The sequence below is a fragment of the Iodidimonas muriae genome, assembly GCF_014647255.1.
Classification (GTDB): domain Bacteria; phylum Pseudomonadota; class Alphaproteobacteria; order Sphingomonadales; family Rhodothalassiaceae; genus Iodidimonas; species Iodidimonas muriae.
The window spans coordinates 177,588-198,679 of record NZ_BMOV01000003.1 but is presented as its reverse complement, the minus strand read 5'-3'; the positions used below and the strand labels follow the sequence as shown (position 1 = coordinate 198,679).

The 21,092-nt window shown below is 56.6% G+C and carries 24 protein-coding genes; 5 read left to right on the top strand and 19 right to left on the bottom strand.

Annotated features, from left to right (window positions below):
* Nucleotides 1–6: 6 nt before the first annotated feature.
* Nucleotides 7–507 (bottom strand): 5-(carboxyamino)imidazole ribonucleotide mutase, encoded by a 501-nt coding sequence (gene purE, locus IEX96_RS05890; protein WP_150004959.1) that lies wholly within the window; start codon nt 505–507, stop codon nt 7–9.
* Between the two features lie 145 nt (nt 508–652).
* Here purE and IEX96_RS05885 point away from each other — a divergent pair, with 145 nt between their 5' ends.
* A complete protein-coding gene (locus IEX96_RS05885) occupies nt 653–1,405 on the top strand; it encodes a GGDEF domain-containing protein (RefSeq protein WP_150004960.1) in 753 nt (250 codons plus the stop codon).
* Here the strand turns inward: IEX96_RS05885 and IEX96_RS05880 are convergent.
* Complete coding sequence (locus IEX96_RS05880) at nt 1,395–1,610, bottom strand: YdcH family protein (protein WP_229773564.1); 216 nt, start codon at nt 1,608–1,610, stop codon at nt 1,395–1,397. The two genes, IEX96_RS05885 and IEX96_RS05880, sit on opposite strands and share 11 nt — an antisense overlap.
* Nucleotides 1,611–2,007: 397 nt before the next feature.
* Between IEX96_RS05880 and IEX96_RS05875 the strand changes: the two genes are divergently transcribed.
* Nucleotides 2,008–2,175 carry a DUF465 domain-containing protein gene (locus tag IEX96_RS05875; RefSeq protein WP_150004961.1) on the top strand — a complete coding sequence of 56 codons (168 nt, stop codon included), beginning with the start codon at nt 2,008–2,010 and terminating at the stop codon, nt 2,173–2,175.
* A 123-nt stretch (nt 2,176–2,298) separates the two neighbouring features.
* Here IEX96_RS05875 and IEX96_RS05870 read toward each other — a convergent pair whose 3' ends face one another.
* From IEX96_RS05870 to IEX96_RS05845, 6 genes are all read right to left on the bottom strand, one after another.
* On the bottom strand, nt 2,299–2,925 hold the full coding sequence (locus IEX96_RS05870; protein WP_150004962.1) for a DUF1013 domain-containing protein: 627 nt from the start codon (nt 2,923–2,925) through the stop codon (nt 2,299–2,301).
* A 192-nt stretch (nt 2,926–3,117) separates the two neighbouring features.
* Nucleotides 3,118–4,296 carry an ABC transporter permease gene (locus IEX96_RS05865; protein WP_150004963.1) on the bottom strand — a complete coding sequence of 393 codons (1,179 nt, stop codon included), beginning with the start codon at nt 4,294–4,296 and terminating at the stop codon, nt 3,118–3,120.
* Nucleotides 4,297–4,301: 5 nt separating this feature from the next.
* The gene (locus IEX96_RS05860) at nt 4,302–5,459 is read right to left on the bottom strand and encodes an ABC transporter permease (RefSeq protein WP_150004964.1); all 1,158 of its coding nucleotides are present in this window, start codon (nt 5,457–5,459) and stop codon (nt 4,302–4,304) included.
* Nucleotides 5,456–6,151 carry an ABC transporter ATP-binding protein gene (locus IEX96_RS05855; protein ID WP_150004965.1) on the bottom strand — a complete coding sequence of 232 codons (696 nt, stop codon included), beginning with the start codon at nt 6,149–6,151 and terminating at the stop codon, nt 5,456–5,458. The genes IEX96_RS05860 and IEX96_RS05855 overlap by 4 nt, the downstream gene beginning before the upstream one ends.
* A 43-nt stretch (nt 6,152–6,194) precedes the next feature.
* Nucleotides 6,195–7,253 carry an efflux RND transporter periplasmic adaptor subunit gene (locus IEX96_RS05850; RefSeq protein WP_150004966.1) on the bottom strand — a complete coding sequence of 353 codons (1,059 nt, stop codon included), beginning with the start codon at nt 7,251–7,253 and terminating at the stop codon, nt 6,195–6,197.
* A gap of 50 nt (nt 7,254–7,303) precedes the next feature.
* Nucleotides 7,304–8,290 (bottom strand): NAD(P)H-quinone oxidoreductase, encoded by a 987-nt coding sequence (locus tag IEX96_RS05845; RefSeq protein WP_150004967.1) that lies wholly within the window; start codon nt 8,288–8,290, stop codon nt 7,304–7,306.
* Nucleotides 8,291–8,387: 97 nt separating this feature from the next.
* On the opposite strand from IEX96_RS05845, the gene IEX96_RS05840 reads away from it, so the two are divergent.
* Nucleotides 8,388–8,585, top strand: coding sequence for a DUF1192 domain-containing protein (locus IEX96_RS05840; RefSeq protein ID WP_150004968.1), 198 nt, complete (start codon nt 8,388–8,390; stop codon nt 8,583–8,585).
* 264 nt (nt 8,586–8,849) lie between these two features.
* Here IEX96_RS05840 and IEX96_RS05835 read toward each other — a convergent pair whose 3' ends face one another.
* Entirely contained in the window at nt 8,850–9,329 is a 480-nt protein-coding gene (locus IEX96_RS05835) for an Hsp20 family protein (RefSeq protein ID WP_150002705.1), read from the bottom strand.
* Nucleotides 9,330–9,546: 217 nt separating this feature from the next.
* Between IEX96_RS05835 and IEX96_RS05830 the strand changes: the two genes are divergently transcribed.
* Nucleotides 9,547–10,167 carry a DUF1465 family protein gene (locus IEX96_RS05830; protein WP_150004969.1) on the top strand — a complete coding sequence of 207 codons (621 nt, stop codon included), beginning with the start codon at nt 9,547–9,549 and terminating at the stop codon, nt 10,165–10,167.
* A 33-nt stretch (nt 10,168–10,200) separates the two neighbouring features.
* On the opposite strand, the gene rpmE is transcribed toward IEX96_RS05830, so the two are convergent.
* Nucleotides 10,201–10,428, bottom strand: coding sequence for a 50S ribosomal protein L31 (gene rpmE / locus IEX96_RS05825; RefSeq protein ID WP_150000896.1), 228 nt, complete (start codon nt 10,426–10,428; stop codon nt 10,201–10,203).
* Nucleotides 10,429–10,593: 165 nt separating this feature from the next.
* Between rpmE and IEX96_RS05820 the strand changes: the two genes are divergently transcribed.
* A complete protein-coding gene (locus IEX96_RS05820) occupies nt 10,594–12,444 on the top strand; it encodes an ABC transporter transmembrane domain-containing protein (RefSeq protein ID WP_229773563.1) in 1,851 nt (616 codons plus the stop codon).
* Between the two features lie 16 nt (nt 12,445–12,460).
* Here the strand turns inward: IEX96_RS05820 and IEX96_RS05815 are convergent, their stop codons facing one another.
* The 9 genes from IEX96_RS05815 to gap all read right to left on the bottom strand — a co-directional run bounded on the left by IEX96_RS05815 (nt 12,461) and on the right by gap (nt 21,087).
* Complete coding sequence (locus tag IEX96_RS05815) at nt 12,461–13,555, bottom strand: peptidoglycan -binding protein (RefSeq protein WP_150004971.1); 1,095 nt, start codon at nt 13,553–13,555, stop codon at nt 12,461–12,463.
* The gene (locus IEX96_RS05810) at nt 13,552–14,757 is read right to left on the bottom strand and encodes a MotA/TolQ/ExbB proton channel family protein (protein WP_150004972.1); all 1,206 of its coding nucleotides are present in this window, start codon (nt 14,755–14,757) and stop codon (nt 13,552–13,554) included. Before IEX96_RS05810 ends, IEX96_RS05815 begins: the two co-directional genes overlap by 4 nt.
* Nucleotides 14,758–14,906: 149 nt before the next feature.
* On the bottom strand, nt 14,907–15,626 hold the full coding sequence (locus IEX96_RS05805; protein WP_150004973.1) for an OmpA family protein: 720 nt from the start codon (nt 15,624–15,626) through the stop codon (nt 14,907–14,909).
* Nucleotides 15,627–15,637: 11 nt separating this feature from the next.
* Nucleotides 15,638–16,438, bottom strand: a complete 801-nt coding sequence (locus IEX96_RS05800; RefSeq protein WP_150004974.1) for an inositol monophosphatase family protein — start codon at nt 16,436–16,438, stop codon at nt 15,638–15,640.
* Nucleotides 16,438–17,001, bottom strand: a complete 564-nt coding sequence (gene efp / locus IEX96_RS05795) for an elongation factor P (protein WP_150004975.1) — start codon at nt 16,999–17,001, stop codon at nt 16,438–16,440. Before efp ends, IEX96_RS05800 begins: the two co-directional genes overlap by 1 nt.
* Before the next feature lie 95 nt (nt 17,002–17,096).
* Nucleotides 17,097–17,768: a thiamine phosphate synthase gene (gene thiE / locus IEX96_RS05790; protein WP_229773562.1), complete on the bottom strand. Its 672-nt coding sequence runs from the start codon at nt 17,766–17,768 to the stop codon at nt 17,097–17,099.
* A gap of 59 nt (nt 17,769–17,827) precedes the next feature.
* The gene (locus IEX96_RS05785; protein WP_150004976.1) at nt 17,828–18,748 is read right to left on the bottom strand and encodes a class I fructose-bisphosphate aldolase; all 921 of its coding nucleotides are present in this window, start codon (nt 18,746–18,748) and stop codon (nt 17,828–17,830) included.
* 90 nt (nt 18,749–18,838) lie between these two features.
* On the bottom strand, nt 18,839–20,044 hold the full coding sequence (locus tag IEX96_RS05780) for a phosphoglycerate kinase (RefSeq protein WP_188873612.1): 1,206 nt from the start codon (nt 20,042–20,044) through the stop codon (nt 18,839–18,841).
* 35 nt (nt 20,045–20,079) lie between these two features.
* Nucleotides 20,080–21,087, bottom strand: coding sequence for a type I glyceraldehyde-3-phosphate dehydrogenase (gene gap / locus IEX96_RS05775; protein WP_188873611.1), 1,008 nt, complete (start codon nt 21,085–21,087; stop codon nt 20,080–20,082).
* Between the last annotated feature and the right edge of the window lie 5 nt (nt 21,088–21,092).

Sequence of the window (21,092 nt, the reverse complement as noted above, 5' to 3'; positions counted from 1 at the left end):
TTTCTTTCAAGGGGCGTTTTGTTGCGGGGCCGGGGCCACTGTATCCGTCTGTTCGGCGCGAAAGGAATCCAGCCGCTTGGCTAGATCGTGATCCATCAGAGCCAGCACAGCCGCCGCCAAAAGTGCAGCATTTTTTGCCCCCGCCTTGCCAATGGCCAAGGTTCCCACAGGGATGCCGCCGGGCATTTGCGCGATGGATAACAAGCTGTCCATACCTTTGAGAGCCTTGCTTTCCACCGGCACGCCGAACACCGGCAAAGGGGTAAGGGCGGCTGCCATACCCGGTAGATGTGCGGCACCACCGGCGCCGGCGATGATGATCTTGAGGCCGCGGTCACGCGCCGATTGGGCATAGTCGTAAAGCCGCTTTGGTGTGCGATGGGCGGAAACGATTTTCACCTCATGGGGGATGGACAGATTTTCCAGAATGGCCACAGCATGGCGCATGGTTTCCCAATCGGATTGGCTACCCATGATGATGCCAACCAAAGGCGTGGGATCTGTCATTCGATGCTCCAGGGCCAGCGGTGAGATGCGTGAGCGCATTATAGGGAGAGGGCGTGCCGACGCAAGCGCTGGAAAGTGGCTTATCCTTGACAATTGGTGCGCAGACCTCAAATCTTAACAGGGTATTAGGGATAGGTGCCGCTTGATGAAAGTAGATGCCGCAGATGCTGTGAATGCGATTTCATCCGGCCAACGTGACAAGCGCTATCAGGAAAATAATCCTGATGGGGATGTGGCGGAGGATGGTGCGGCATTTCAAGACGATTTCATTCTTTTCGGAATCCCTGAACATGATCTTACCCCAGAGGTGCAGGCCGCCATTACCCGCTTGATCGGGGATGTGGAAACTCTCACCCTTCACTTGGGGCGGGCGCAGGCACAGATTGCCGAGCTTGAAAAACTGGCAGATCATGATGCCTTGGTGCCGGTTTTGAACCGCCGCGCCTTCATGCGTGAATTGAATCGGCAGATCGCTTTGGCCAATCGTTATGGTCATCCGGTAAGCATCTTGTATTTCGATGTGGATAATATGAAACGCATCAATGACCGGCTTACCCATGCGGCGGGGGATGCGGCCTTGCTGGCGGTGGGAGATGCGCTGACACGCTATAGCCGTACCTTTGATCTTGTGGCGCGTTTGGGCGGGGATGAGTTCGGGATGATCCTGCCCCATACGGACCAACAACATGCCGAGGACATGGCCAAACGACTGGCCGATGCCGTTGCCCGTGCAGAACCGCAGATCAATGGGACAACCATCCCCCTAACGGTAAGTTATGGCGCCTATGGGCTGACACAGGATGATGACGCAGAGGGCGCCTTGGCGCATGCGGACAGGCTTATGTACGCCTTTAAAAAGCAGCGGCATCTCAAGGATGGTGGGGCGGTCAGGCAATGATATCGGGCAGAATCTGGTCTTCCAGATGCCGGATCTGGTCCCGCAATAAAAGCTTCCGTTTTTTCATCCGCAGAATCTGAAGCTGGTCGAAGGACCCGGCGCTATGCAGGGCCTCGATTGCCATATCCAGATCACGATGTTCTTGTTCCAGAATCTTCAGACGCTTTTTCAATTCTGCGTCCGCCAGTGTCATTCCGTCGTGCATGCGATGTGCTTTCGAAAGTCGGACAGACCCCCAAGTCCGGCCATATTATAGCGAGTCATGGGGGAAAACCACAAGAGTGCATCGCGCGCTCAAACCATAGGCCGCTTCTGTGGCCCTTCCGAGTCGGGACCGCTGTGTGAAATTGAGGGAGGCGCGGTGCTTTGTAAAAAGGGAAGGGCGGAAATTTCGCATGGAGCAAAGAGCGCTGCTTGCATCCGGCCATGGCCGGAATTTTTGCGCAATGACGGGCAGTTGGATGCTGCGTCAGAATGGGTTCAGGTGCGCTGTTTCAAGAAATATGGGGCATGGTGACGCATCGGGGTGCGAATTGAAGTGACAATCAGAGACCTTATATGGTGCCATATCAGTGTTGTTCGTAATGAAGGAGGATACCGGTATGACACAGCAGGCGCATGCTCAGGCTCTGGCAGACAAACACGCCACGTTGGAACGGATTATCACCCAAGAGGCCAGCAGGCCCGCGCCGGATACCCTTCGATTAGCCAAGCTTAAACGCGAGAAGCTTTTACTGAAGGAAAAGCTCAACGGATACGAGCATCATTAACAAGAGCCAATGATAAAAGATGTGGGCGCAGCCTTTTGGCCGCGCCCATTTTTTTTGTCTTCGATCCGGTGGCCGTTCTTATGACAGCACATAGGTTTTTATAAAGCCGGACTTACCCGATTATCAGAGATCCGATGCGGGGGTGTCGTCGGCAGGGCTTTCCACATCGGCGCCGCTATCTGCTGCACCCTCTGCAGGGGCGCTCTCAGGCTGTTCCGGAGCGTTCTTTTGTGCGCGAACGGCGGCTTTTTGAACCGCTTCATCCAATTCCATTTGCTTGCAAAGGCCCAAGGCAACGGGATCCTGGGCGCGGATATTGGCGATATTCCAGTGGGATCGCTCACGTATGGCACTGATGGTTGGCTTGGTGGTGCCCACAAGGCGCGAGATTTGCGTGTCGGAAAGCTCGGGATGGTGGCGCAACAGCCATGCAATGGCATCGGGCTTATCCTGCCGCTTGGAAACGGGCGTATAGCGCGGCCCTTTGGTCCGGGTCTGTTCGGGCTTGGCCCCTTTGCTCAGCACCAAAGATGCCGAAGGATCATCTTGGCAACGGCGCACTTCGGCCCATGTCAATTGGCCATTGGCCGTGGGGTCGATTCCGGCGATGGATTGCCCGACGGTTCCATCCGCGATGCCTTGCACTTCAAGATCATGCAAGCCGCAAAAACGAGCGATCTGCTTGAATGTGAGCGAGGTATTGTCGATCAGCCAAACGGCGGTTGCCATCGGCATCAGTGGCTGGCTCATAGTCCTCTCCAAAAGACACGCAATAAAGCACTAGCCCCGGCGCGGGCCTTCCCCAAACCGGTGAAGTGCATCTGTCAAATCACGGAGAAAGACCCATCGCAAAGGCTAGCAATGAAGGTGACTGTGGCGCAGCTTTGTCCATCAATCAAGACGTTCGCGGATTATTTTATCACCATATGGAAGCTTTGGTTCCTATCGGTCGGAAAAGGCCATTGCAACCGGCAGACGAGCGGCGCGGATGGCCGGAAAAAACCCACCAACCAAGCCAATTCCAAGGGCCAATATGGCCCCTTGCACCAGCAAGGCACCGCCCAGTTGAAAACTGAACACCACTTGGGTGAAGCCGCCGCCAAGGGTGGATGTGCTCAATCCGTCGAAAAAGCTCCAGGCAACCGCGGCTCCCAACAGCCCGCCCAGCACCGAAAGTGCAAGTGATTCGGATAATGTGCCGAAAAAAGCGGAGAGGCTGGAGAAGCCGATGGCGCGCAATGTTGCAATGTCTCGCGCGCGGGCGGCCACCGATGTGTAGATGGTATTGAGCGCTCCGGCCAAAGCCCCCAGGCCCATGGCAATGGCCAGCGGCCATCCCAGCACAAGGATCAGGTCAGAGGTGCTTTGGGACTGTTCTTTGAAATAGTCCTTTTCGCTGATCACATCGACGCCCAGACGGGGATCGTTTTCAGCAAAATCTTTAAGGTCTTCGATGGCATCGGGGCTGGTGAGTTTGGCGCGGACAGATTGTACTGAACTGCCGCGATTGAACTGGTTTTGCACGCCGGCAAGATCGCTCCACAATTCCGATTCGAACACCGTTCCACCGGTTTCAAAGACGCCGACAATGTCCCAATCCGTGGCACCGAAACGAACGGTAGAGTTCAGATCGAAGCCGTCGAATTCTCCTAAAAGGGCGCGCCCCACCACCAGTTCATTGCGGCCCGGTACGAACAGGCGGCCTTGGCTGATGGTGACAGGGCCGCGCATTGCGATGCCTTGTTCAGAAAGCCCGCGTAAAGGCAAATTGACCTTGGTGCCGCTGGTTTTCTTTGTGCCATTCACCACCACATAAAGCTCACCCGAAATCATGGGCTCGCCATTGTTTTTGGCAATGCCTGCGGCGGTTTCAAGAACGGCCTGATCTTCGCGGCTTAAAACGGAATTCAGTTCTGTGCTGGCCCCGCCGCGCAAGATCAGCGCCACATCATCAGAGCCCGTGCCTTCAAGGGTTTTGCGAAAGCCGTTGGACATGGCGAGAAAGGCCAGCAACACCGCCACAACCACGGCAATGGTGAGAATGGTGGCGAGGCTGAGCCAAAGTCTTTGTGGCAGACTGCGAAGGCTGATCCAGCTTACCGAGAGAATTTGCTTCATCATGATGATTACACCCTTGCAAATGCGGTGCTGAGCTTCAAACGATAGGCGTTCCATGCAGGGAAAAGCCCGGTGAGCACGCCAAGAACGACCATCAAACCGAAAGCCTGCAGCCACACACTGGTCGGGAAGCCCAAGACGAAGGGAAAACCGGGGATATTGCGGGCGATTTCCACAAGCCCCCATGCCGTAATGGTACCGATCAGCCCACCAAAAAAGGCCAAACCAAAGGCTTCACCCAAAACCATGGAAAACACCGTCGAGGCGCGAAAACCGAGCGCTTTCATCACCCCGATCTCGCTGGTTCGCTCCCGGATCGACAGGGCCATGGTGTTGCCGACAATGATCAGAATGGTGAACAAGGCGGCCCCCACCACCGAGGAAATAATCAGGCCGATATTGCCAAGTTGGTCCACGAACGAGCGATTGAATGCCGCTTCCGTCCGGGTTTCGGTGGCATAGGCGGAATTCTGGAACCGGAAATCGATGGCTTGGGCCACCTGATCATTGAGCGTCGGATCGGTGGTGGTCAGGGCCACCGTGCCGGTGAAATCTTTTCCGAACGTCCGGGCCTCGTTCAGATAGTCGTAATGCATATAAAGGCCATTGGCGGGAAGTTCGTCGCGGCTGGATTGGAAGATCCCTTCAATCACCACATCCCAAACCTTCGATCCATCGGCCTGCTGCCAGATATTGCTGGAAATGGGCACCAGATCGCCCAGTGCCCAGCCATAAGTTCCGGCGGTATCCGCCCCCACAAGCACGCCGCGCCGGTTTTTGATGAAGGCTGCGATCTGCTCTGCGGGCAAAACGATGTCGTCTTGATAGACAGTCATGAAACTTTCCGGGTCCACGGCGAATCCGAAAATGAAATTGCGCGGTTCCTGATAATATGAGCCGATCCAGCTTTGATGGGTGGCGTGTAACACCCCATCCATGCTGCGGATGCGGTCCACATAGGCAATGGGCAGCGGTTGGGTGAAGTTGATACGGTTGCTTACCACCAAGCGATCGTCGGCGGCCAATTCGGCTCCGGCATCAAGGGCTTTATCGAAGCTTTGCAAGATGCCGAACAGAAAAAAGGCGATAAAAATTGCAAATGTGGTGAGGAAAAAACGCAGCCGATAGCGCGTCAGGTTTTTCCAGATCAAGGTGCCGTGGGTCATGATGTCACCAGTTCTTCAACGAAATGGCCCTTATCCAAATGCAGAATGCTTTTGGCATATTTGGCGGCTTCCGGATCATGGGTCACCATCAGGATTGTCTTGCCAAAATCGCGGTTCAGCATTTGCAGGGTGGATAGAATTTCACCGGCGGTTTCCCGATCCAGATCACCGGTGGGTTCATCGCATAACAACAATTTCGGGTCCGAAACGATGGCGCGGGCGATGGCCACGCGCTGTTGCTGGCCCCCGGACATTTCCCGCGGGCTATGCTTGGCACGATCTTCCAGCCCCACCACTTTTAAGGCGGTCATGACATTTTCACGGCGTTGCTTCCTTGAAAGCTTTGTCAGCAAAAGCGGGAGCTCCACATTGCGGGCCGCCGTTAGCATGGGCATCAGATTATAGAACTGGAAGATGAAGCCAACGGTATGTGCCCGCCAGCGCGACAGGGCGCTTTCGCTCATTTTATCAATGCGTTCGCCATTGATGGTGATGGTGCCGCTGGTGGGCCGGTCAACGCCGCCAAGAAGGTTGAGCAATGTGGTTTTTCCAGATCCCGATGGCCCCATGATGGCCACGAAATCGCCTTCCTTGATGGAAAGGTTCAACTGGTCGAAAATGGAAATTTCTGACTTTGCCTTGCGGTAAGCCTTTGAGACATTTTCGAGCATAATCAAAGGAGTGTCGGGCATGGGCATATCCTTCATCTGGCAAGCAGTATCTCAGAAATTTACGTTAGCGGTTTTCCATAAAGGCCACATTCACACCCATTTCCGGCAGAATACGGCTGTCTTTTTCACCAAGGGCAATGCGCACGCGCACCGTTGCCCGATCGCGGTTGGCGGTGGGAATGATGGCGATCACATGCGCGGGAATGATCCAGTCGGGATAGGCATCCAATCGCGCTTCGACCCGTTGACCGGGAGTTACAAGGCCGATGAAGCTCTCGCTCACATCCACTTCGATCTCAAGGCTATCCATATCCACAAGCGTACAGATGCCGGTACGGGTGAAACCGCCGCCCGCAGATCCGGGGGCGACAATTTCACCGGGCTGGGCGTTTTTATCAATCACAACGCCGGCAAAGGGGGCGCGAACCTCATGGTCGTTCAACCGCTCCTGAGCACGGGTTACTTGAAGTTTTGAAATATTCAGATTTGCTTCGGCCCGTGCCAGATCGGCCGTGAGAGATTCCACCGCAGCTTCCGCCTGTGTGAAATCCGCTATAGAAGAGTAATTTGCCGAACTCAGTTGCGATACCCGCGTCAGAACGCGATTGGCTTCCGCAAGATTGGCGCGGCTTGCTTTCACCGCAGCTTCAGACGCACTCACCTGCGCTTTTGCCAGATCAAAATCGACGCGGGCCAACGCATCATCAAGCCGGGCCACAAGCTGGCCTTCTTCCACACGCATGCCTTCTTCCACCAGAATTTCGGTGACCCGACCGGTAATCTCTGCCGATACCGTGGCCATGCGCCTTGCGGTGATATAGCCCGATGCATTGAGCACGCGCTCTTTGGTGGCGGCTGTGCTTGTTTCGTTTGGCTGGGTGGCTTGGCTGGTTTCTTGGGCTGTGTCCGGTTTAGCAGCGGCGGGCGCCGCGGTATTTTGGCCAGCAGGCGCGGCTATATTTTTATCGTCGGATAATAAACCCCACCAAAGCCCGGCGGCCATCAGCGCGATCAGCACAAGGATCGCCAGAATGATCCACCCATATCGCTTTTTTCCTTCCGACGGAGGAGGGGAATCGCGGGTGATCTTCAGGCTGTCCAGCAGGGCTTTCTTGTCGTCCATAAAATTGTCCCGCGCGCGTGGAATTTATTGTTTTAGAAGTTCTTTTATCCTTAATCCGATGAAATTTGTAAAATTATTTTTCCCATATGTACACTGTCTTCCATGCGGCTATGGGCGCGCCATGCCTCATCTAGGGGAAAGACACTGTCGATTACTGGCGCAAAGCGTCCTTTTTCAATCATTGGCCACACCAATTGCTCGACCGATTGCGCAAGTGCGGCCTTGAAGGAAAGAGATCGGGCCCGCAATGTCGATCCTGTCATGACAAGGCGTTTCAGCATCAGGGGGGCAAGATTGAGCGTCGTTTTCGGGCCACCTAAAAAGGCAATGGTCACATGGCGGCCTTCCGTGGCAAGGCAATCGAGATTGCGCGGCACATAATCGCCGCCCACCATATCCAGAACCACATCCACACCGCGCCCGTCCGTGGCCTTTTTCACAGCGGAAACGAAATCCTGATCCCGATAATTGATGGCCAGATCGGCCCCCAGATCGCGGCAAAAGGCGCATTTTTCATCTGTCCCAGCGGTGGTGATCACATGGGCATCAAAGGCTTTGGCAAGCTGAATGGCGGTAGAGCCGATGCCCGACGAGCCGCCATGCACCAAAAGCCATTCGCCGTGATCCAGATAGCCGCGCTCAAAGACATTGGACCATACGGTAAACACCGTTTCCGGCAAGGCGGCCGCATGGGCCAGCGGCAGATTTTGCGGAGCGGGAAGGAGCGTTTCAACGGGGGCTACGCACAGTTCGGCATAACCGCCTCCGGCCACAAGGGCGCAGACCCGATCACCCACCGCCCAATTGGTCACCCCGGCTCCCAAGGCCTCGATGGTGCCGGAAATCTCCAGGCCGGGAATATCTGATGCGCCGGGGGGCGGTGGATATAGTCCGCGGCGTTGCACCACATCGGGGCGGTTCACCCCTGCAGCCACCACCTTGATCAGCACCTCTCCTTGCCGGGGAGACGGGTCCGGACGATTGCATGGTTGCAAGACATCTGGGGCACCAAATCCTGCGATTTCAATTGCCTTCATGTGGCCTCCCCTATTACCAATTTGGGGAAAGTGTGACGCCTGATCGGGCGATAATCAACGTGTGATCATGGGCTTTATGATTTTTATGGAGAGTGTGATGGATCTGGAAGACAGGCCCGTGCGAAAAGATCAGCCGATAAAGGCATTGGAAGGCGAAGATCTGGACAGCTATTCTCTTGATGATCTTGTTGAACGGATCGAGCGCTTGCGGGCCGAGATTGCGCGTACCGAGCGGGTGCGTGCCTCGAAAGGCGCCAGCCAAGTCGCCGCTGAAGCCTTGTTCGGGAAACCGTGAAAGGTGGCGATATGGGCGCCGTTGTCTAATCGCCACTGCTATATATTTTCCGTCACACACGGTCGCCCCACACTCGTCACCCCCGGACTTGATCCGGGGGTCCAGACCGGCAGGGCCGGAGCGCGCCACCAACAAAGACCTGGATTCCCGGGTCAAGCCCGGGAATGACGAGGCAGGAAGGTCAAACCCGGGAATGACGGGCGGTTGATCCAGCCCACCACATAGCAAGAGCCATGCAGTGGGGCCAGTCGATCCCGCTATTATTCAGGCGGCGGTTTTTTCTGCCACGGCCTTATCGCCCGATGCCAAAACAGAGGCTTTTGGGCTGCCTTTTTCGATGGTGATCTGGCGCGGTTTCATATGCTCGGGAACGCGCCGCTCCAGAGAAATGGTCAATAAGCCATTTTCAAATCCTGCGCCTTTCACTTCAACGGTTTCTGCCAGACGGAAGGTGCGCTCAAAAGCGCGCTTGGCAATACCGCGATGCAAGAATGTGCGGCTGTCATCTTCTTCGGTAGCACGTCCCGTAACAGTCAGGACGCGATCTTCCAGCACCACATCCAGCTCATCGGCAGAAAAGCCGGCGACGGCCATCGTGACGCGATATTCGTCGTCACCCAGCTTTTCAATATTATAGGGCGGATAGCTTTGGCTGGCCGAATCCAACCGGGCTTCCGCCAAACGGAACAGGTCGTCAAAGCCTACAGACGACCGCATCAGGGGTGTTAAATCCAAGCTACGCATGGCTAAATATCCTCTTTATTTGAGCGATATGATTGGCGCTGTTCCGCTGGTTTTTAGCCGGAACAGGCCATATTTGCGGCCCCGATATTGGCGACCGCGAGCTTTATGTATGCGCGATTTTCTGGTGGTCAAGAGCCGTTTACGGCACAAAACTGTAAAATTCTGGCAATTTTGTTATAGTGGTGACAGGGCATAGGGTGGTTCGCAGGAGGGAACATTGAGCACATGGCTTGAAGAGAGAGGCCAGCGGTCGCAGACGGCGCCTGTTCATGTGTTCCAATCGGTGGATCGCGCCTATTGCGATGCCATGGATATGGCGATGGAATTGCGTTCTTTTTTATCCTCCGCCCGCTATGCGGCGCATAAAAGCGCTCAGGCGGAAGCCGAAACCGCCTATGTGGTGGAAACCATGCGGATGTCGGTGCGGATCATGCATGTGATTGCGTGGGCATTGGCCCGCAAAGCGGTCGCGCAAGGCGAGTTGAGCGAAAAAGAGGCTTGTACTGCGGCTTATCGCTTGGGGGATCGGGAAACGTGCCTCGCCCAAGAAGATCGGTCTCTTTCTGTTTTATCGCCTTCAACGCAGGATCTAAGCGCCCGCAGCCGCGGATTATACCAGCGGGTCTTGCGCCTTGAAGCCATGATGGAGGATGGCTGTGGCGGTGATGGTGAAACACCGAACGCGCTTGGCTCGAAAGGCGAGGGACGCACGGTTGTTCATGCCATGTGGGACGAGATTGCCCGCGGCGAGCGGGACGAGGCCCCCAAGTCCGAGCGGCAAATGCGCACGAAAAAAAGCGCATCAGGACATATGCCGGATGCGCTTTTTCTGATTTGATCAAGCGGCGATTGATAATCGCGACGCCCGATTTTATTTTTTCAGCGTAAAAGCGCCGAAACGCTTTTGGAACCGCGCGACCTGACCGCCCTTGTCCATCAGGCGCTGGGCGCCGCCGGTCCATGCCGGGTGGGACGTGGGATCGATTTCGAGCTGAAGGCTTTCACCTTCGGAGCCCCAAGTCGAGCGGGTCATAAATTCAGTACCGTCCGTCATGACCACTTTGATCATGTGGTAATCAGGATGAATATCTTTCTGCATGGCCCTCTCCGCAAAATTCGAGCGCGCTACATAGCCCGTTACCGTTGCTATTGCAAGGTTTGCATTCCGCATCAATCATTTTAAAGGGCCATAAATTTCATGGCCTTTCAGATTGCGCGATTGTCGGGCTGTAGCAGCGCTGCTATAGCCGCAGGGATAAAGCATGTGCGAAAGAGATTGGCAATAGATTTGGCGCGCGAGAGAAAAGATTCAACGGACAAAACCGGACGGAGCGATCTGTCAAAGCTGAAACGGCTGAAGCTGGTTGCCGGTTATGCCTTGCGTTACAAGGGCTTGGGATTTGCAGCCTTGTTGGCGCTTAGTGTGGCGGCGGCGGCGAATTTGGCGGCGATCGGGGCGTTGCAGCCGGTGATCGACAAGGGATTCGGTGGAGAAGATCCGGACGCCATCAACCGGGCCTTTGCGATTCTGTTCGGTATTGTGACCGTTTTGGCCATTGCGGCAGCGTGTCGCGCCTATTTCGTTACCTTGCTGGGCGAGCGGGTGGTGGCGGATTTACGGCGGGCGGCCCATGCACGGGTGGTGTCTTTACATCCGTCGTTTTTTGAAGAAAACCGCCCCAGCGAAATTGCCTCCCGGTTGACCGCCGATGCGGGGGTGATCCAACAGGTTGTCAGTACCTCCGTTTCCATCGCTTTGCGCAACACCGCCTTGTTCATCGGCGGATTGAGCATGATGGTGATTTATAATCCCGGCTTGATGGCGATCATCACCGTGGCCATTCCCGTCATTATCGCGCCCATCGTGTATCTGGGGCGTAAGGTGCGGGCTTTGTCGCGTTCATCGCAGGACCGCATTGCCGATGTGGCTTCTATGGCCACGGAAAGCCTTGGAGCCATAGAGGTGGTGCAGGCTTTCACCCGTGAAGAAGCGGAGAAGGAACGCTTTGGCTCGGCGGTGGAAGCGGCTTATAGCACCGCCCAACGCCGTATTCGGGCGCGATCCACAATGGCAGGGGTGGTGGTGTTCCTGATCTCGTCCGCCATTACATTCATTTTGTGGCAGGGCGCACAAGAGGTGGTGGCGGGCCGTATGACCGGCGGAGAAATGGCGGCCTTTGTGGGCTATGCGGTGATGGCCGCCGCCGCTGCCGGTGCCGTTGTCGAGGTTTATGGCGATTTGCAGCGGGCCGCCGGTGCCGCAGGCCGACTGGGGGAGTTGCTGGATGCCCGAACGGATCTGGTGGTGCGTGCCGATCCTTTGTCCTTGCCGCAGCCCTTGGAAGGCCGGGTGTCTTTTCAGCAGATTTCCTTTTCCTATCCGTCCAAGCCGGGCATTGCGGCGTTGAAAGATTTTACTCTGGAGGCCGCGCCGGGGGAAAGCGTGGCGCTTGTTGGCCCTTCGGGGGCGGGAAAATCCACGGTCTTGCAATTATTGCTGCGTTTTTTCGACCCGCAATCGGGGGTGGTGTTGCTTGATGGTGTGAATATCCGCGATATAGACTCGGTGGATTTGCGCAACCAGCTTGCCATTGTGCCGCAAGAGACGGTGATTTTTGCCGATACGGTGCGGGAAAATATCCGTTATGGCCGGCCCGATGCCGGAGATGACGAGGTGGAAGCCGCCGCCAGAGCCGCTGTGGCCCATGATTTTATCAGGGAACTTCCCGAAGGTTATGAGACCTGGCTGGGCGAGCGCGGTGTGCGGCTTTCCGGCGGTCAGCGGCAACGCCTTGCCATTGCCCGTGCGATCTTGCGCGATGCGCCGGTTCTTCTTTTGGATGAAGCCACCAGCGCCTTGGATGCAGAAGCGGAACAATCGGTGCAAAGAGCGCTTGAGCATTTGATGGAGGGCCGCACCACCATCCTGATCGCCCACCGTTTGGCCACCGTATTGAAGGCCGACCGTATCGTGGTGCTGGAAGATGGCCATGTGGTGGCCAGCGGCCGCCATGAAGATCTGTTGCAGAAAAGCCCGCTTTATGCGCGGCTGGCGCAGCTTCAATTCGATGTGGATGCCGCCCAGGATTTGGCCCGCCCCACCGCGGTGCTTTAGAATATGACCCCAAGGTTTAGCGCTGGGTGAAACGCATTTCGATGCGGCGATTGCGGCGCAGATCTTCGGCGCTGTCCCCTTGTGCTATGGGCTGATATTCACCAAAGCCCGCCGCCACGAGGCGTTGCGGGGGCACCCCTTCGCTGATCAGGAATTGCACCACGGAAATGGCCCGCGCCGCCGATAGCTCCCAATTATTGGAAAATTGGGCGGTGCTGATGGGGCGTTTGTCCGTATGGCCATCCACCCGCAATACCCAATCGATATCCGAGGGAATTTGTCCGGTGATTTGCAAAAGCGTTTGGGCCACCTGACGCATTTGCGTGCGTCCCTCGAACCCCAAAGCCGCACTGCCAGAGGCAAACAGCAATTCCGATTGAAAAATGAAGCGGTCACCCTCAATGCGGATATCGCTGCGTTGGCCCAATACTTCGCGCAGGCGGCCAAAAAATTCCGAACGGAAGCCGGCCAGTTCCTCCACCTTTTGCGCCAGCGCCACATTGAGACGGCGGCCTAGATCGACAATGGTGGCCTGTTGTTCTTTATCGCGCTGTTCCGAGGCATCAAGGGCCGCTTCCAGCCGCGCCAGTTGCTGGCGCAAGGCGGTCAGGCTGGCTTGTAATTCGGCCACCCGATTGCGTGCCGCGGCGGACAGTTCTTTTTCCTGTGCCAGATCTTCGGCGGTGCTTTGATAGCGTTCTTGCAGGTCTGCCATATCCTGACTGTGGCTTGCGGCCTGCATGTCCGCTTCGGCCAGTTTGTTGCGCGCATCTTCCAATGCGCTTTCCAGACCGCTGATCTGGTTCGAGAGATCATCGCGCTCTGACCGGATGGTTTGCAGATTGGCAGACAAGGCCCCAAGGCTGTCGCGCAGGTCGGCATTGGATTGCCGTTCCAGATTCAAAAGCTGCCCCAGTTCCGCCACCTGATCGCGCAGACGTTCCAATGCCGCATCGCGCCCTGAAAGCGCCGCGCCGAGAAAAAACTGCGCCAAGGCGAAGATGGACAGCAAAAACACCAGAACCAGCAGCAAAGTGGACAGGGCATCCACAAAGCCCGGCCACGTATCGTCGCCACCATCATTGCGCCGTCTTGCGGTACGCAGGCTCATTGCCCTTCATCTCCTTGAGGGCTGCCGGACGGGCGGTTCTGTGAGGGCTTGCGGTCAAGGGCGGCGGCCAGTGTGCGGGCCAGCATTTTCATTTCCGAGCGCAAAAGGTCGCCGGTTTTCTCCGATGCGCGGTTTTGATCTTCCAGCAATTTTCGCAGGCTGAGATCCATATTCCGCAAATGGGTCATGGAAACATCATCAAGGCTGATGGTTTGCGCATCAGCACTGTCCACAAAGCGTTCCAATGTGCGCTGGGTGTGGATCTGGGCATCGGTCAGGCGTTTTGTGACGGCCTGATCGGACCGCATCTGATCGGTGAGGGCGGATAAACCTTCCGACAGGCGCATCAGCCCGGCATTGGCATCTCCCCGCGCGGTTTCCGATTGCTCCATGGTACGGCGGAGCTGATCGAGACTATCGGCGGTTTGTTCCAGCAAGGCGCTGAGATACGACCCGGCCGCAAGGCTGGCACCATCTTCATCGCCCATATCCATGGACGGGCCGCCGCGTGACACCTTGGCCACGGTGGACAGCCAGTCTTCCAGATTATTGTAAAAGCGGTTTTGTGCCTGACCCGATTGAAGATCGAGAAAGCCCAATATGACGGACCCCGCAAGGCCGAATAATGAAGAGGAAAACGCAATGGCCATGCCGCTTAAAGGCTCTTCAAGGCCGCGCTTCAAAGCATCAAACATCAAGCTGAGATCGCTGGTTTCAACGCTCAGGCTTTGGATGGTGTTGCCAATGGCCGCCAGCACCGCCAGCAATCCCCAAAAGGTGCCCAACAGGCCGAGGAAAATCAAAAGCCGGGTAAGATAACGCGAAATTTCGCGGCCTTCATCAAGGCGCGAATCGACGCTATCGAGCAAAGAACGCATGGACATGGCGGTCATACGCACCGGCCGGTCACCGGCCTGATCGCCGATCATTGCCGCCAAGGGGCCAAGCAGGCGCGGGCTGCGTTCGGGAAGGCTTTCATTGCCGCGGCGATATGCCTTGAGCCATTCGGTTTCAGGCTTCAGCATCAGCACTTGGCGGAAGCTATAGACAATACCCAAAAGCAAAACCACGCCAATAATCCCGTTCAGCAAGGGATTGGCCAGAAATGCCGTTGAAAGCTGTTCCGCCAGCACGGCGGCCAAAAGCGCCACTGCCAGCACGAACACGATCATCCGATTGAGAAAGCGTTGTTGTCCGTTCATAATCGCTCCGATAAGTGCCCCAGCCCTTTTAAGTTCCATGGCCCTTTCTAAAGCATTTATAGCGCAATCGAAATCATTTGCCGGGGATTATTTTATACAGCATTTGGCCGCTTCTATGGCAGCGCTGGCCTTGTGGGCTTGTGCTGCCGTCAGGGCGTGGGCTTTTCTTGTCGGATCATGAGCCGGGCCTTTTTTGAAGCGCCTTGTTCGGGGCTGGCAAGGGCATGGATGGTCATGCGGTTGAGCGCGATGCCTTCACGCACCAGAAATCCCCGCACGGCCAAACAGCGGGCCAGGGCATGTTCAAGGACGGTTCGGGCCTCTTGTGCTGCGGAGCCGGAACCAGAGTTTGAAACAGGGTTTGAAATAGGGGCCGCCCATGCGGTGATGGTGATCTTTTCCGTACCGGCCCGCAAGCGTTGGGCCAAGCGGTTCAACTGGTTCACTTCATCCCGCGTCAGGGCGATGCGGCCTGCATCATAGGTAAAATCAAGCTCCGGCACCGGCAGCAAAAACCGCTCTAAAGGCGCAATGGCATTCATGGCGGGGCTGTCGGGATCGCTTGAAGAGTGCGACTCGGTTTGGGACGCCTCTTCAGAGGGTGCTTGGGGCAGGATTTTGTAGGGAACCGGCTTTTCCCGTTCGGGGATTTTTTTCGGATAACCGGATTTGCGCGGGCTTTCCGCCGCTTTGGGATCGTCGGTTTTTTTTGGCTCTGGCTGCGCGGGCATGGGCACCGGCAGGTCGCGGGTTTGCGGGCGATAAGGCCAGCCAACGGGGGCGTCTTCTTGTTGGGCACTGGTTTGGAAGGAGAAAAGCCCTCCCATCATCCCGACCAACAGCAAAAAACGCCCCGTTTTATGTGTCATTTCCGGTCCGCTTAACGCTTCCCAGCGGATTTCAGAATTTTCAGCATGGGCTGATGCAAAGCAGGGTTGGCCGCCACAATGCTTCCCGTTTCCAAAATCCGGCTGCCACCCTTGATGTCGGTGGCAAAGCCCCCGGCTTCGCGTACCAGCAACAGGCCAGCGGCCATATCCCAGGTGCTAAGGTCCTGTTCCCAAAAGCCTTCATAACGGCCAGCGGCCACATAGGCCAGATCAAGGGCCGCAGAGCCAAAGCGCCGCACCCCTGCCACTTCGGGCATGAAGGCGGCCAATTGTGCAAGAAAGACCGGATGATCTGGCTTGCCCATGAAGGGGATGCCCGTGGCCAATAAAGCGCTGGCCATGGTGGACCGGCCAGACACCCGCAAACGCTGGTCATTCACGAAGGCGCCATTGCCCTTATCGGCCCAGAACAGTTCATCTTTCAAAACATCATAAACGATGCCGGAAACAATTTCACCGCGCTCTTCAACGGCGATGGTGATGGCCCAATGGGGCAGGCCATGCAGGAAATTGGTGGTCCCGTCCAAAGGATCAACGATCCAGCGGGTGCTGGCATCATCGCCTTCTACCACACCGCGCTCTTCCATTAAAAAACCAAAGCGCGGGCGGGCTTTTTTCAGCTCATCGAACAAGATGGCTTCGGCACGTCGGTCGGCTTCCGAGACGAAATCCGCCGGGCCTTTTTTCGACACCTGCAAATGCTCGACTTCACCGAAATCGCGGCGCAGATTGCGGGCGGCTTTGTTGGCCGCCGATGCCATGACGTTTACAAGGGGGGAACGACGGGCCATCAGTCTGCCCGCTTTACATAGCTGGTGTCTTCCGTGGCCACCACGATCCGGTCGCCTTCATTGACGAAGGGCGGCACCATCACGCGCACGCCATTGTCCATCCGTGCGGGCTTGTAGGATGACGATGCGGTTTGCCCTTTCACCACCGGTTCGGTTTCGGCGACGGTCAATTCCACCTGTTCGGGCAGATGCACGCCCAAGGGGGCTCCATCATACATTTCAAGCTGCACAGCCATGCCATCCCGCAAGAATACCGCCTGTTCGCCGATATCGTCTTGTGGAAGGGCAATCTGCTCGTAGCTTTCAATATCCATGAAGGTGAACATATCGCCTTCATGGAACAGGAATTGATAATCGCGCTGTTCCAGACGCACCTTTTCAACCTTTTCCGACGAGCGGAAACGTTCATTGAGCTTGGAGCCATCGCGCAGGTTTTTCAGTTCTACCTGCAAATAAGCCCCACCCTTGCCGGGTTGGGTGTGCTGGATTTTCACGGCGCGCCAAAGCCCGCCCTTATGTTCGATCACATTGCCGGGGCGGACTGCATTCCCATCGATCTTCATGAGACAGTGTCACTTTTCAAGAGAGGTTTACGAAATTTCGTTCACCTCCTAACAGAGGCGGGCGCGTCATTCAATCTTTTGGCGGCCTTGAGCCGTTATGCGGGGGATGCGTCTTTGCTTATAAAGGCCGCATCAATGGCCGCATTAAAGGCGGAGACGGCGGCTTTCGGGCCGTTTTCATGGGACCAGATCGCATCGGAGACCGCCAGAAAATCTGCTCCGGCCTTTACCAAAGGCGCACAGTTTTCTGCCGTGATCCCGCCAATGGCAACGCAGGGGATTTCGGAAATATCCGCCCATATCTGGATGGTTTCCAGATCCGCGGTGGTTTTTGCAATTTTGGTCTGGCTGGGAAAAAATGCCCCGAAGGCCACATAATCGGCCCCGGCTTCACCGGCTTCAAAGGCCAAATGGCGCGAATTATGGCAGGTGACGCCGATATCCTTGTCATGCCCCAGAACTTTTCGGGCCTCTGCCAAATCGCCGTCTTCCTGCCCCAGATGCACCCCGTCCGCTCCGGCCTGTGCGGCCAGATCCGCCCGATCATTGATCAGAAACGCGGCATCATGGGCATGGGCGATGGGCATCAGGGCTTTGGCTGCCGCAAGCACCTGATCATCGCCGGTTTCTTTCATGCGCAATTGCACACAGGCAATATCGCCGCCTTCAAATGCTGCTTTTAAAGCGCCTTTGAACGATTCCAGCGTGAAGTGCGCTGGCGTGATCAGATAAAGGCGGGGGCGTTCGCGCATTGAATTGTCTGTCATGCTGGTCCTTTTGACCTGAAGATAGGGGGGGCCTGCGAGCGGACACAGGCCCCTTATTGTCAGGCTTTGCCTTTGTAGATGTCGATGATGTTGGAAAGCATATCCAGCGCATCCTTGCGCGGGCGCTGGAAGGTGTTGCGGCCAATGATCGAGCCATTGCCGCCGCCATCGCGGATGGCGCGGGCATCGTCGAACACGCTGTTTTCCCCTTTTTTCGCACCGCCCGAAAAAACCACCAATCGACGACTGTTAAAGGCCGACTGCATTACATGGCGCACCCGTGCTGCCGGTGTGGCAATGTCGATCTTTTCTGCTTTATACACTTTTTTGGCGTCGGCCTGTTCCACATGGTCGGACGGCAATTTCACCTTGATGATATGGGCGCCGATCAGGGCTGCCAGATGGGCGGCATAAGCGCATACATCGATGGCGGTTTCTCCGTCTTTGGATAACAGGCCGCCACGGGGATAGCTCCACACCACCACAGCCAATCCGGCGGCTTTGGCTTCGGCGGTCAGGTCGCTGATTTCTTCGACCATTTCGTTGAAATATTCCGATCCGGGATAAATGGTGAAGCCGATGGCCGAACAGCCCAGCCGTAAGGCATCCGCCACCGTGCCATAAACCGCCGAATCCTTTTCCTGCGCCCAGCTATTGGAGCTGTTGACCTTCATGATCAGCGGAATTTGTCCGGCAAAGCTATCGGCCCCGGCTTCCAACATGCCCAAAGGTGTGGCGAAGGCGTTCAGCCCCGCATCAATGGCAAGCTGGAAATGATAATGGGGATCATAGGCATCGGGATTGGGGGCAAAAGACCGCGCGGGGCCATGCTCGAATCCCTGATCCACCGGCAGGATGACCATTTTACCGGTCCCGCCCAAGCGGCCTGCCATCAAGATGCGCGCCAGATTGGCTTTTGTGCCCGGATTGTCGGATTCATACCAAGAAAGGATATTCTTGACCGTGCGGGTGACCTTCATGCGACTTCCCCTGTAGTGAAGGACCAATGTTTGGCTTTTGCTTACACTACAGAGACGCGGGCGGCAATCATCCAAGAGCCGATCGCAGGGTCAGCTGAGGAGTGCCGCAACGCCCGGCAGCGTTTTGCCTTCCATCCATTCCAGAAAGGCGCCGCCCGCCGTGGAAATATGGGAGAAGTGTGCCGCAACGCCTGCCATATTGAGCGCCGAAACCGTATCGCCGCCACCGGCCACAGTAAGCAGGCGGCCAGCATCCGTAAGCTGTGCGGCTTCTTTCGCCAACGCAAAAGTGGCCTGACCGAAAGGCGCAATTTCAAAGGCACCCAATGGCCCGTTCCACACCAGTGTTTTGGCCCCCGCAAGAACGGTTTTCAAGGCATTGATGGTGGCGGGCCCCACATCGAGGATCATTTCATCGTCACCAATATCGCTGGCTTGGCCATCAATCAGGGCCACGGTGCGGCTGGGGGCATTTTCCGCGAATTGCTTGGCTGCCACGCCGTCCACAGGCAGATGGATGACGCAGTTTTCTTTTTCGGCGCGGCTAAGGATATCGCGGGCCACATCCGCCAGATCACGCTCGGCCAGTGAATTGCCGATGGCGCAGCCCTTGGCGAACAGAAAGGTGTTGGCCATGCCGCCGCCAATGATCAGATGATCCACCTTTTCCACCAGATGGGTGAGCACATCCAGCTTCGATGACACTTTGGCCCCGCCCACAATGGCCGCCACCGGACGCGCCGGATTGCCCAAAGCCTTTTCCAGAGCCTCCAGCTCCAAAGCCATGGTTTCCCCTGCGCAACGGGGCAGAAAATGCGCCAGCCCTTCGGTGGACGCATGGGCGCGATGGGCGGCGGAGAAGGCGTCATTCACATAAAGATCGCCAAGGCTTGCAAGGGCCTTGGCAAAGGCCGGATCATTGGCTTCTTCGCCCCCATGGAAGCGCACATTTTCCAGCAAGACAATGCCTGTATTTTCGGCAAGGGCTTGCTGGGCCGCCGCGCCAATGCAATCCGCGGCAAATCCCACCGGCTCGCTAAAAGCGGCCACCAGAGCGGGCAGCAGGGGCCTGAGACTCATCTCCGGCACCACCTGCCCTTTGGGGCGGCCAAAATGGGATAGCAAAGCCACTTTGGCGCCTTTTTCGCGCAAGGCCCGCACGGTGCTGATGGCGGCCCGGATACGGGTATCATCGGCAACCCTGCCATCTGTCATGGGAACATTCAGATCGGCCCGCACGAGAGCCACCTTGCCGCTTAAATCACCCATATCGGAAATGCGCTTGAAAGCTGTCATGATGTGTCTCTCTTTGGTTGGCCGGGCTGTGACGATTATCCCAATTGAGCCATTTTCCGTGCCGTATCCACCATACGGTTGGAGAAGCCCCATTCATTGTCATACCAGCTCATGACGCGGACAAAGGTGCCGTCGATCACTTGCGTGCTGGCCAGATCGAAGCTGGAGCTGGCAGGGCAGTGATTGAAGTCGATGGACACGGCCGGATCGGTGACAATATCCAATATGCCCTTCATCGGCCCTGATGCTGCGGCTTTCATCATCTCGTTCACCGCTTCGGCGCTGGTGGCTTTTTGGGTGTTTACCTTCAGATCCACCATCGACACATTGGGGGTGGGCACACGCACCGCCGACCCATCCAGCTTGCCTGCAAGGTCAGGCAGAACCAGGCCCACAGCGCGGGCCGCGCCGGTGCTGGTGGGGATCATCGAAAGGGCCGCAGCGCGGGCACGGCGGGGATCGCTGTGCAGGCTGTCTTGCAAGCGCTGATCGGCGGTATAGGCATGAACCGTGGTCATATAGCCGCGTTCGATGGTGAGATTGTCGTGCAAGATTTTGGCCACGGGCGCCAAGCAGTTGGTGGTGCACGAAGCGTTGGAGACGATTTTATGTTCGGCCTTCAACTGATCGTCATTGACCCCGTAAACAACGGTGATCGGGACATTTTTCGCCGGAGCGGAAATCAGGACTTTTTTGGCACCGCCATCCAGATGGGCCTGTGCCTGCTCGGCGCTGGTGAAGCGGCCTGTGCATTCCAGAACCACATCAACGCCAAGCTCGCCCCAAGGCAATTTTTTGGGGTCGGGATTGGCCAATACCTTGATGTCATGGCCATCGATGGTCATCACGCCATCGCCCGCCGTGACATCACCATTGAAGCTGCCATGCACGCTGTCGCGCTTGAACAGATAAGCATTCATTTCGGCGTCGCCCAGATCGTTGATGGCGACCACTTCAACATCCTTGCGGTCGGACTCGAGAATAGCGCGCAAGACAAGGCGACCGATGCGGCCAAAGCCGTTGATGGCAAAACGAATGCTCATGATAT

What these genes read in the sequence shown, in the direction of transcription:
- purE (WP_150004959.1), bottom strand. Translation starts at nt 507, where the DNA reads ATGACAGATCCCACGCCTTTGGTTGGCATCATCATGGGTAGCCAATCC.
- IEX96_RS05885 (WP_150004960.1), top strand. Translation starts at nt 653, where the DNA reads ATGAAAGTAGATGCCGCAGATGCTGTGAATGCGATTTCATCCGGCCAA.
- IEX96_RS05880 (WP_229773564.1), bottom strand. Translation starts at nt 1,610, where the DNA reads ATGCACGACGGAATGACACTGGCGGACGCAGAATTGAAAAAGCGTCTG.
- IEX96_RS05875 (WP_150004961.1), top strand. Translation starts at nt 2,008, where the DNA reads ATGACACAGCAGGCGCATGCTCAGGCTCTGGCAGACAAACACGCCACG.
- IEX96_RS05870 (WP_150004962.1), bottom strand. Translation starts at nt 2,925, where the DNA reads ATGAGCCAGCCACTGATGCCGATGGCAACCGCCGTTTGGCTGATCGAC.
- IEX96_RS05865 (WP_150004963.1), bottom strand. Translation starts at nt 4,296, where the DNA reads ATGATGAAGCAAATTCTCTCGGTAAGCTGGATCAGCCTTCGCAGTCTG.
- IEX96_RS05860 (WP_150004964.1), bottom strand. Translation starts at nt 5,459, where the DNA reads ATGACCCACGGCACCTTGATCTGGAAAAACCTGACGCGCTATCGGCTG.
- IEX96_RS05855 (WP_150004965.1), bottom strand. Translation starts at nt 6,151, where the DNA reads ATGCCCGACACTCCTTTGATTATGCTCGAAAATGTCTCAAAGGCTTAC.
- IEX96_RS05850 (WP_150004966.1), bottom strand. Translation starts at nt 7,253, where the DNA reads ATGGACGACAAGAAAGCCCTGCTGGACAGCCTGAAGATCACCCGCGAT.
- IEX96_RS05845 (WP_150004967.1), bottom strand. Translation starts at nt 8,290, where the DNA reads ATGAAGGCAATTGAAATCGCAGGATTTGGTGCCCCAGATGTCTTGCAA.
- IEX96_RS05840 (WP_150004968.1), top strand. Translation starts at nt 8,388, where the DNA reads ATGGATCTGGAAGACAGGCCCGTGCGAAAAGATCAGCCGATAAAGGCA.
- IEX96_RS05835 (WP_150002705.1), bottom strand. Translation starts at nt 9,329, where the DNA reads ATGCGTAGCTTGGATTTAACACCCCTGATGCGGTCGTCTGTAGGCTTT.
- rpmE (WP_150000896.1), bottom strand. Translation starts at nt 10,428, where the DNA reads ATGCAGAAAGATATTCATCCTGATTACCACATGATCAAAGTGGTCATG.
- IEX96_RS05815 (WP_150004971.1), bottom strand. Translation starts at nt 13,555, where the DNA reads ATGAGCCTGCGTACCGCAAGACGGCGCAATGATGGTGGCGACGATACG.
- IEX96_RS05810 (WP_150004972.1), bottom strand. Translation starts at nt 14,757, where the DNA reads ATGAACGGACAACAACGCTTTCTCAATCGGATGATCGTGTTCGTGCTG.
- IEX96_RS05805 (WP_150004973.1), bottom strand. Translation starts at nt 15,626, where the DNA reads ATGACACATAAAACGGGGCGTTTTTTGCTGTTGGTCGGGATGATGGGA.
- IEX96_RS05800 (WP_150004974.1), bottom strand. Translation starts at nt 16,438, where the DNA reads ATGGCCCGTCGTTCCCCCCTTGTAAACGTCATGGCATCGGCGGCCAAC.
- efp (WP_150004975.1), bottom strand. Translation starts at nt 17,001, where the DNA reads ATGAAGATCGATGGGAATGCAGTCCGCCCCGGCAATGTGATCGAACAT.
- thiE (WP_229773562.1), bottom strand. Translation starts at nt 17,768, where the DNA reads ATGACAGACAATTCAATGCGCGAACGCCCCCGCCTTTATCTGATCACG.
- IEX96_RS05785 (WP_150004976.1), bottom strand. Translation starts at nt 18,748, where the DNA reads ATGAAGGTCACCCGCACGGTCAAGAATATCCTTTCTTGGTATGAATCC.
- IEX96_RS05780 (WP_188873612.1), bottom strand. Translation starts at nt 20,044, where the DNA reads ATGACAGCTTTCAAGCGCATTTCCGATATGGGTGATTTAAGCGGCAAG.
- gap (WP_188873611.1), bottom strand. Translation starts at nt 21,087, where the DNA reads ATGAGCATTCGTTTTGCCATCAACGGCTTTGGCCGCATCGGTCGCCTT.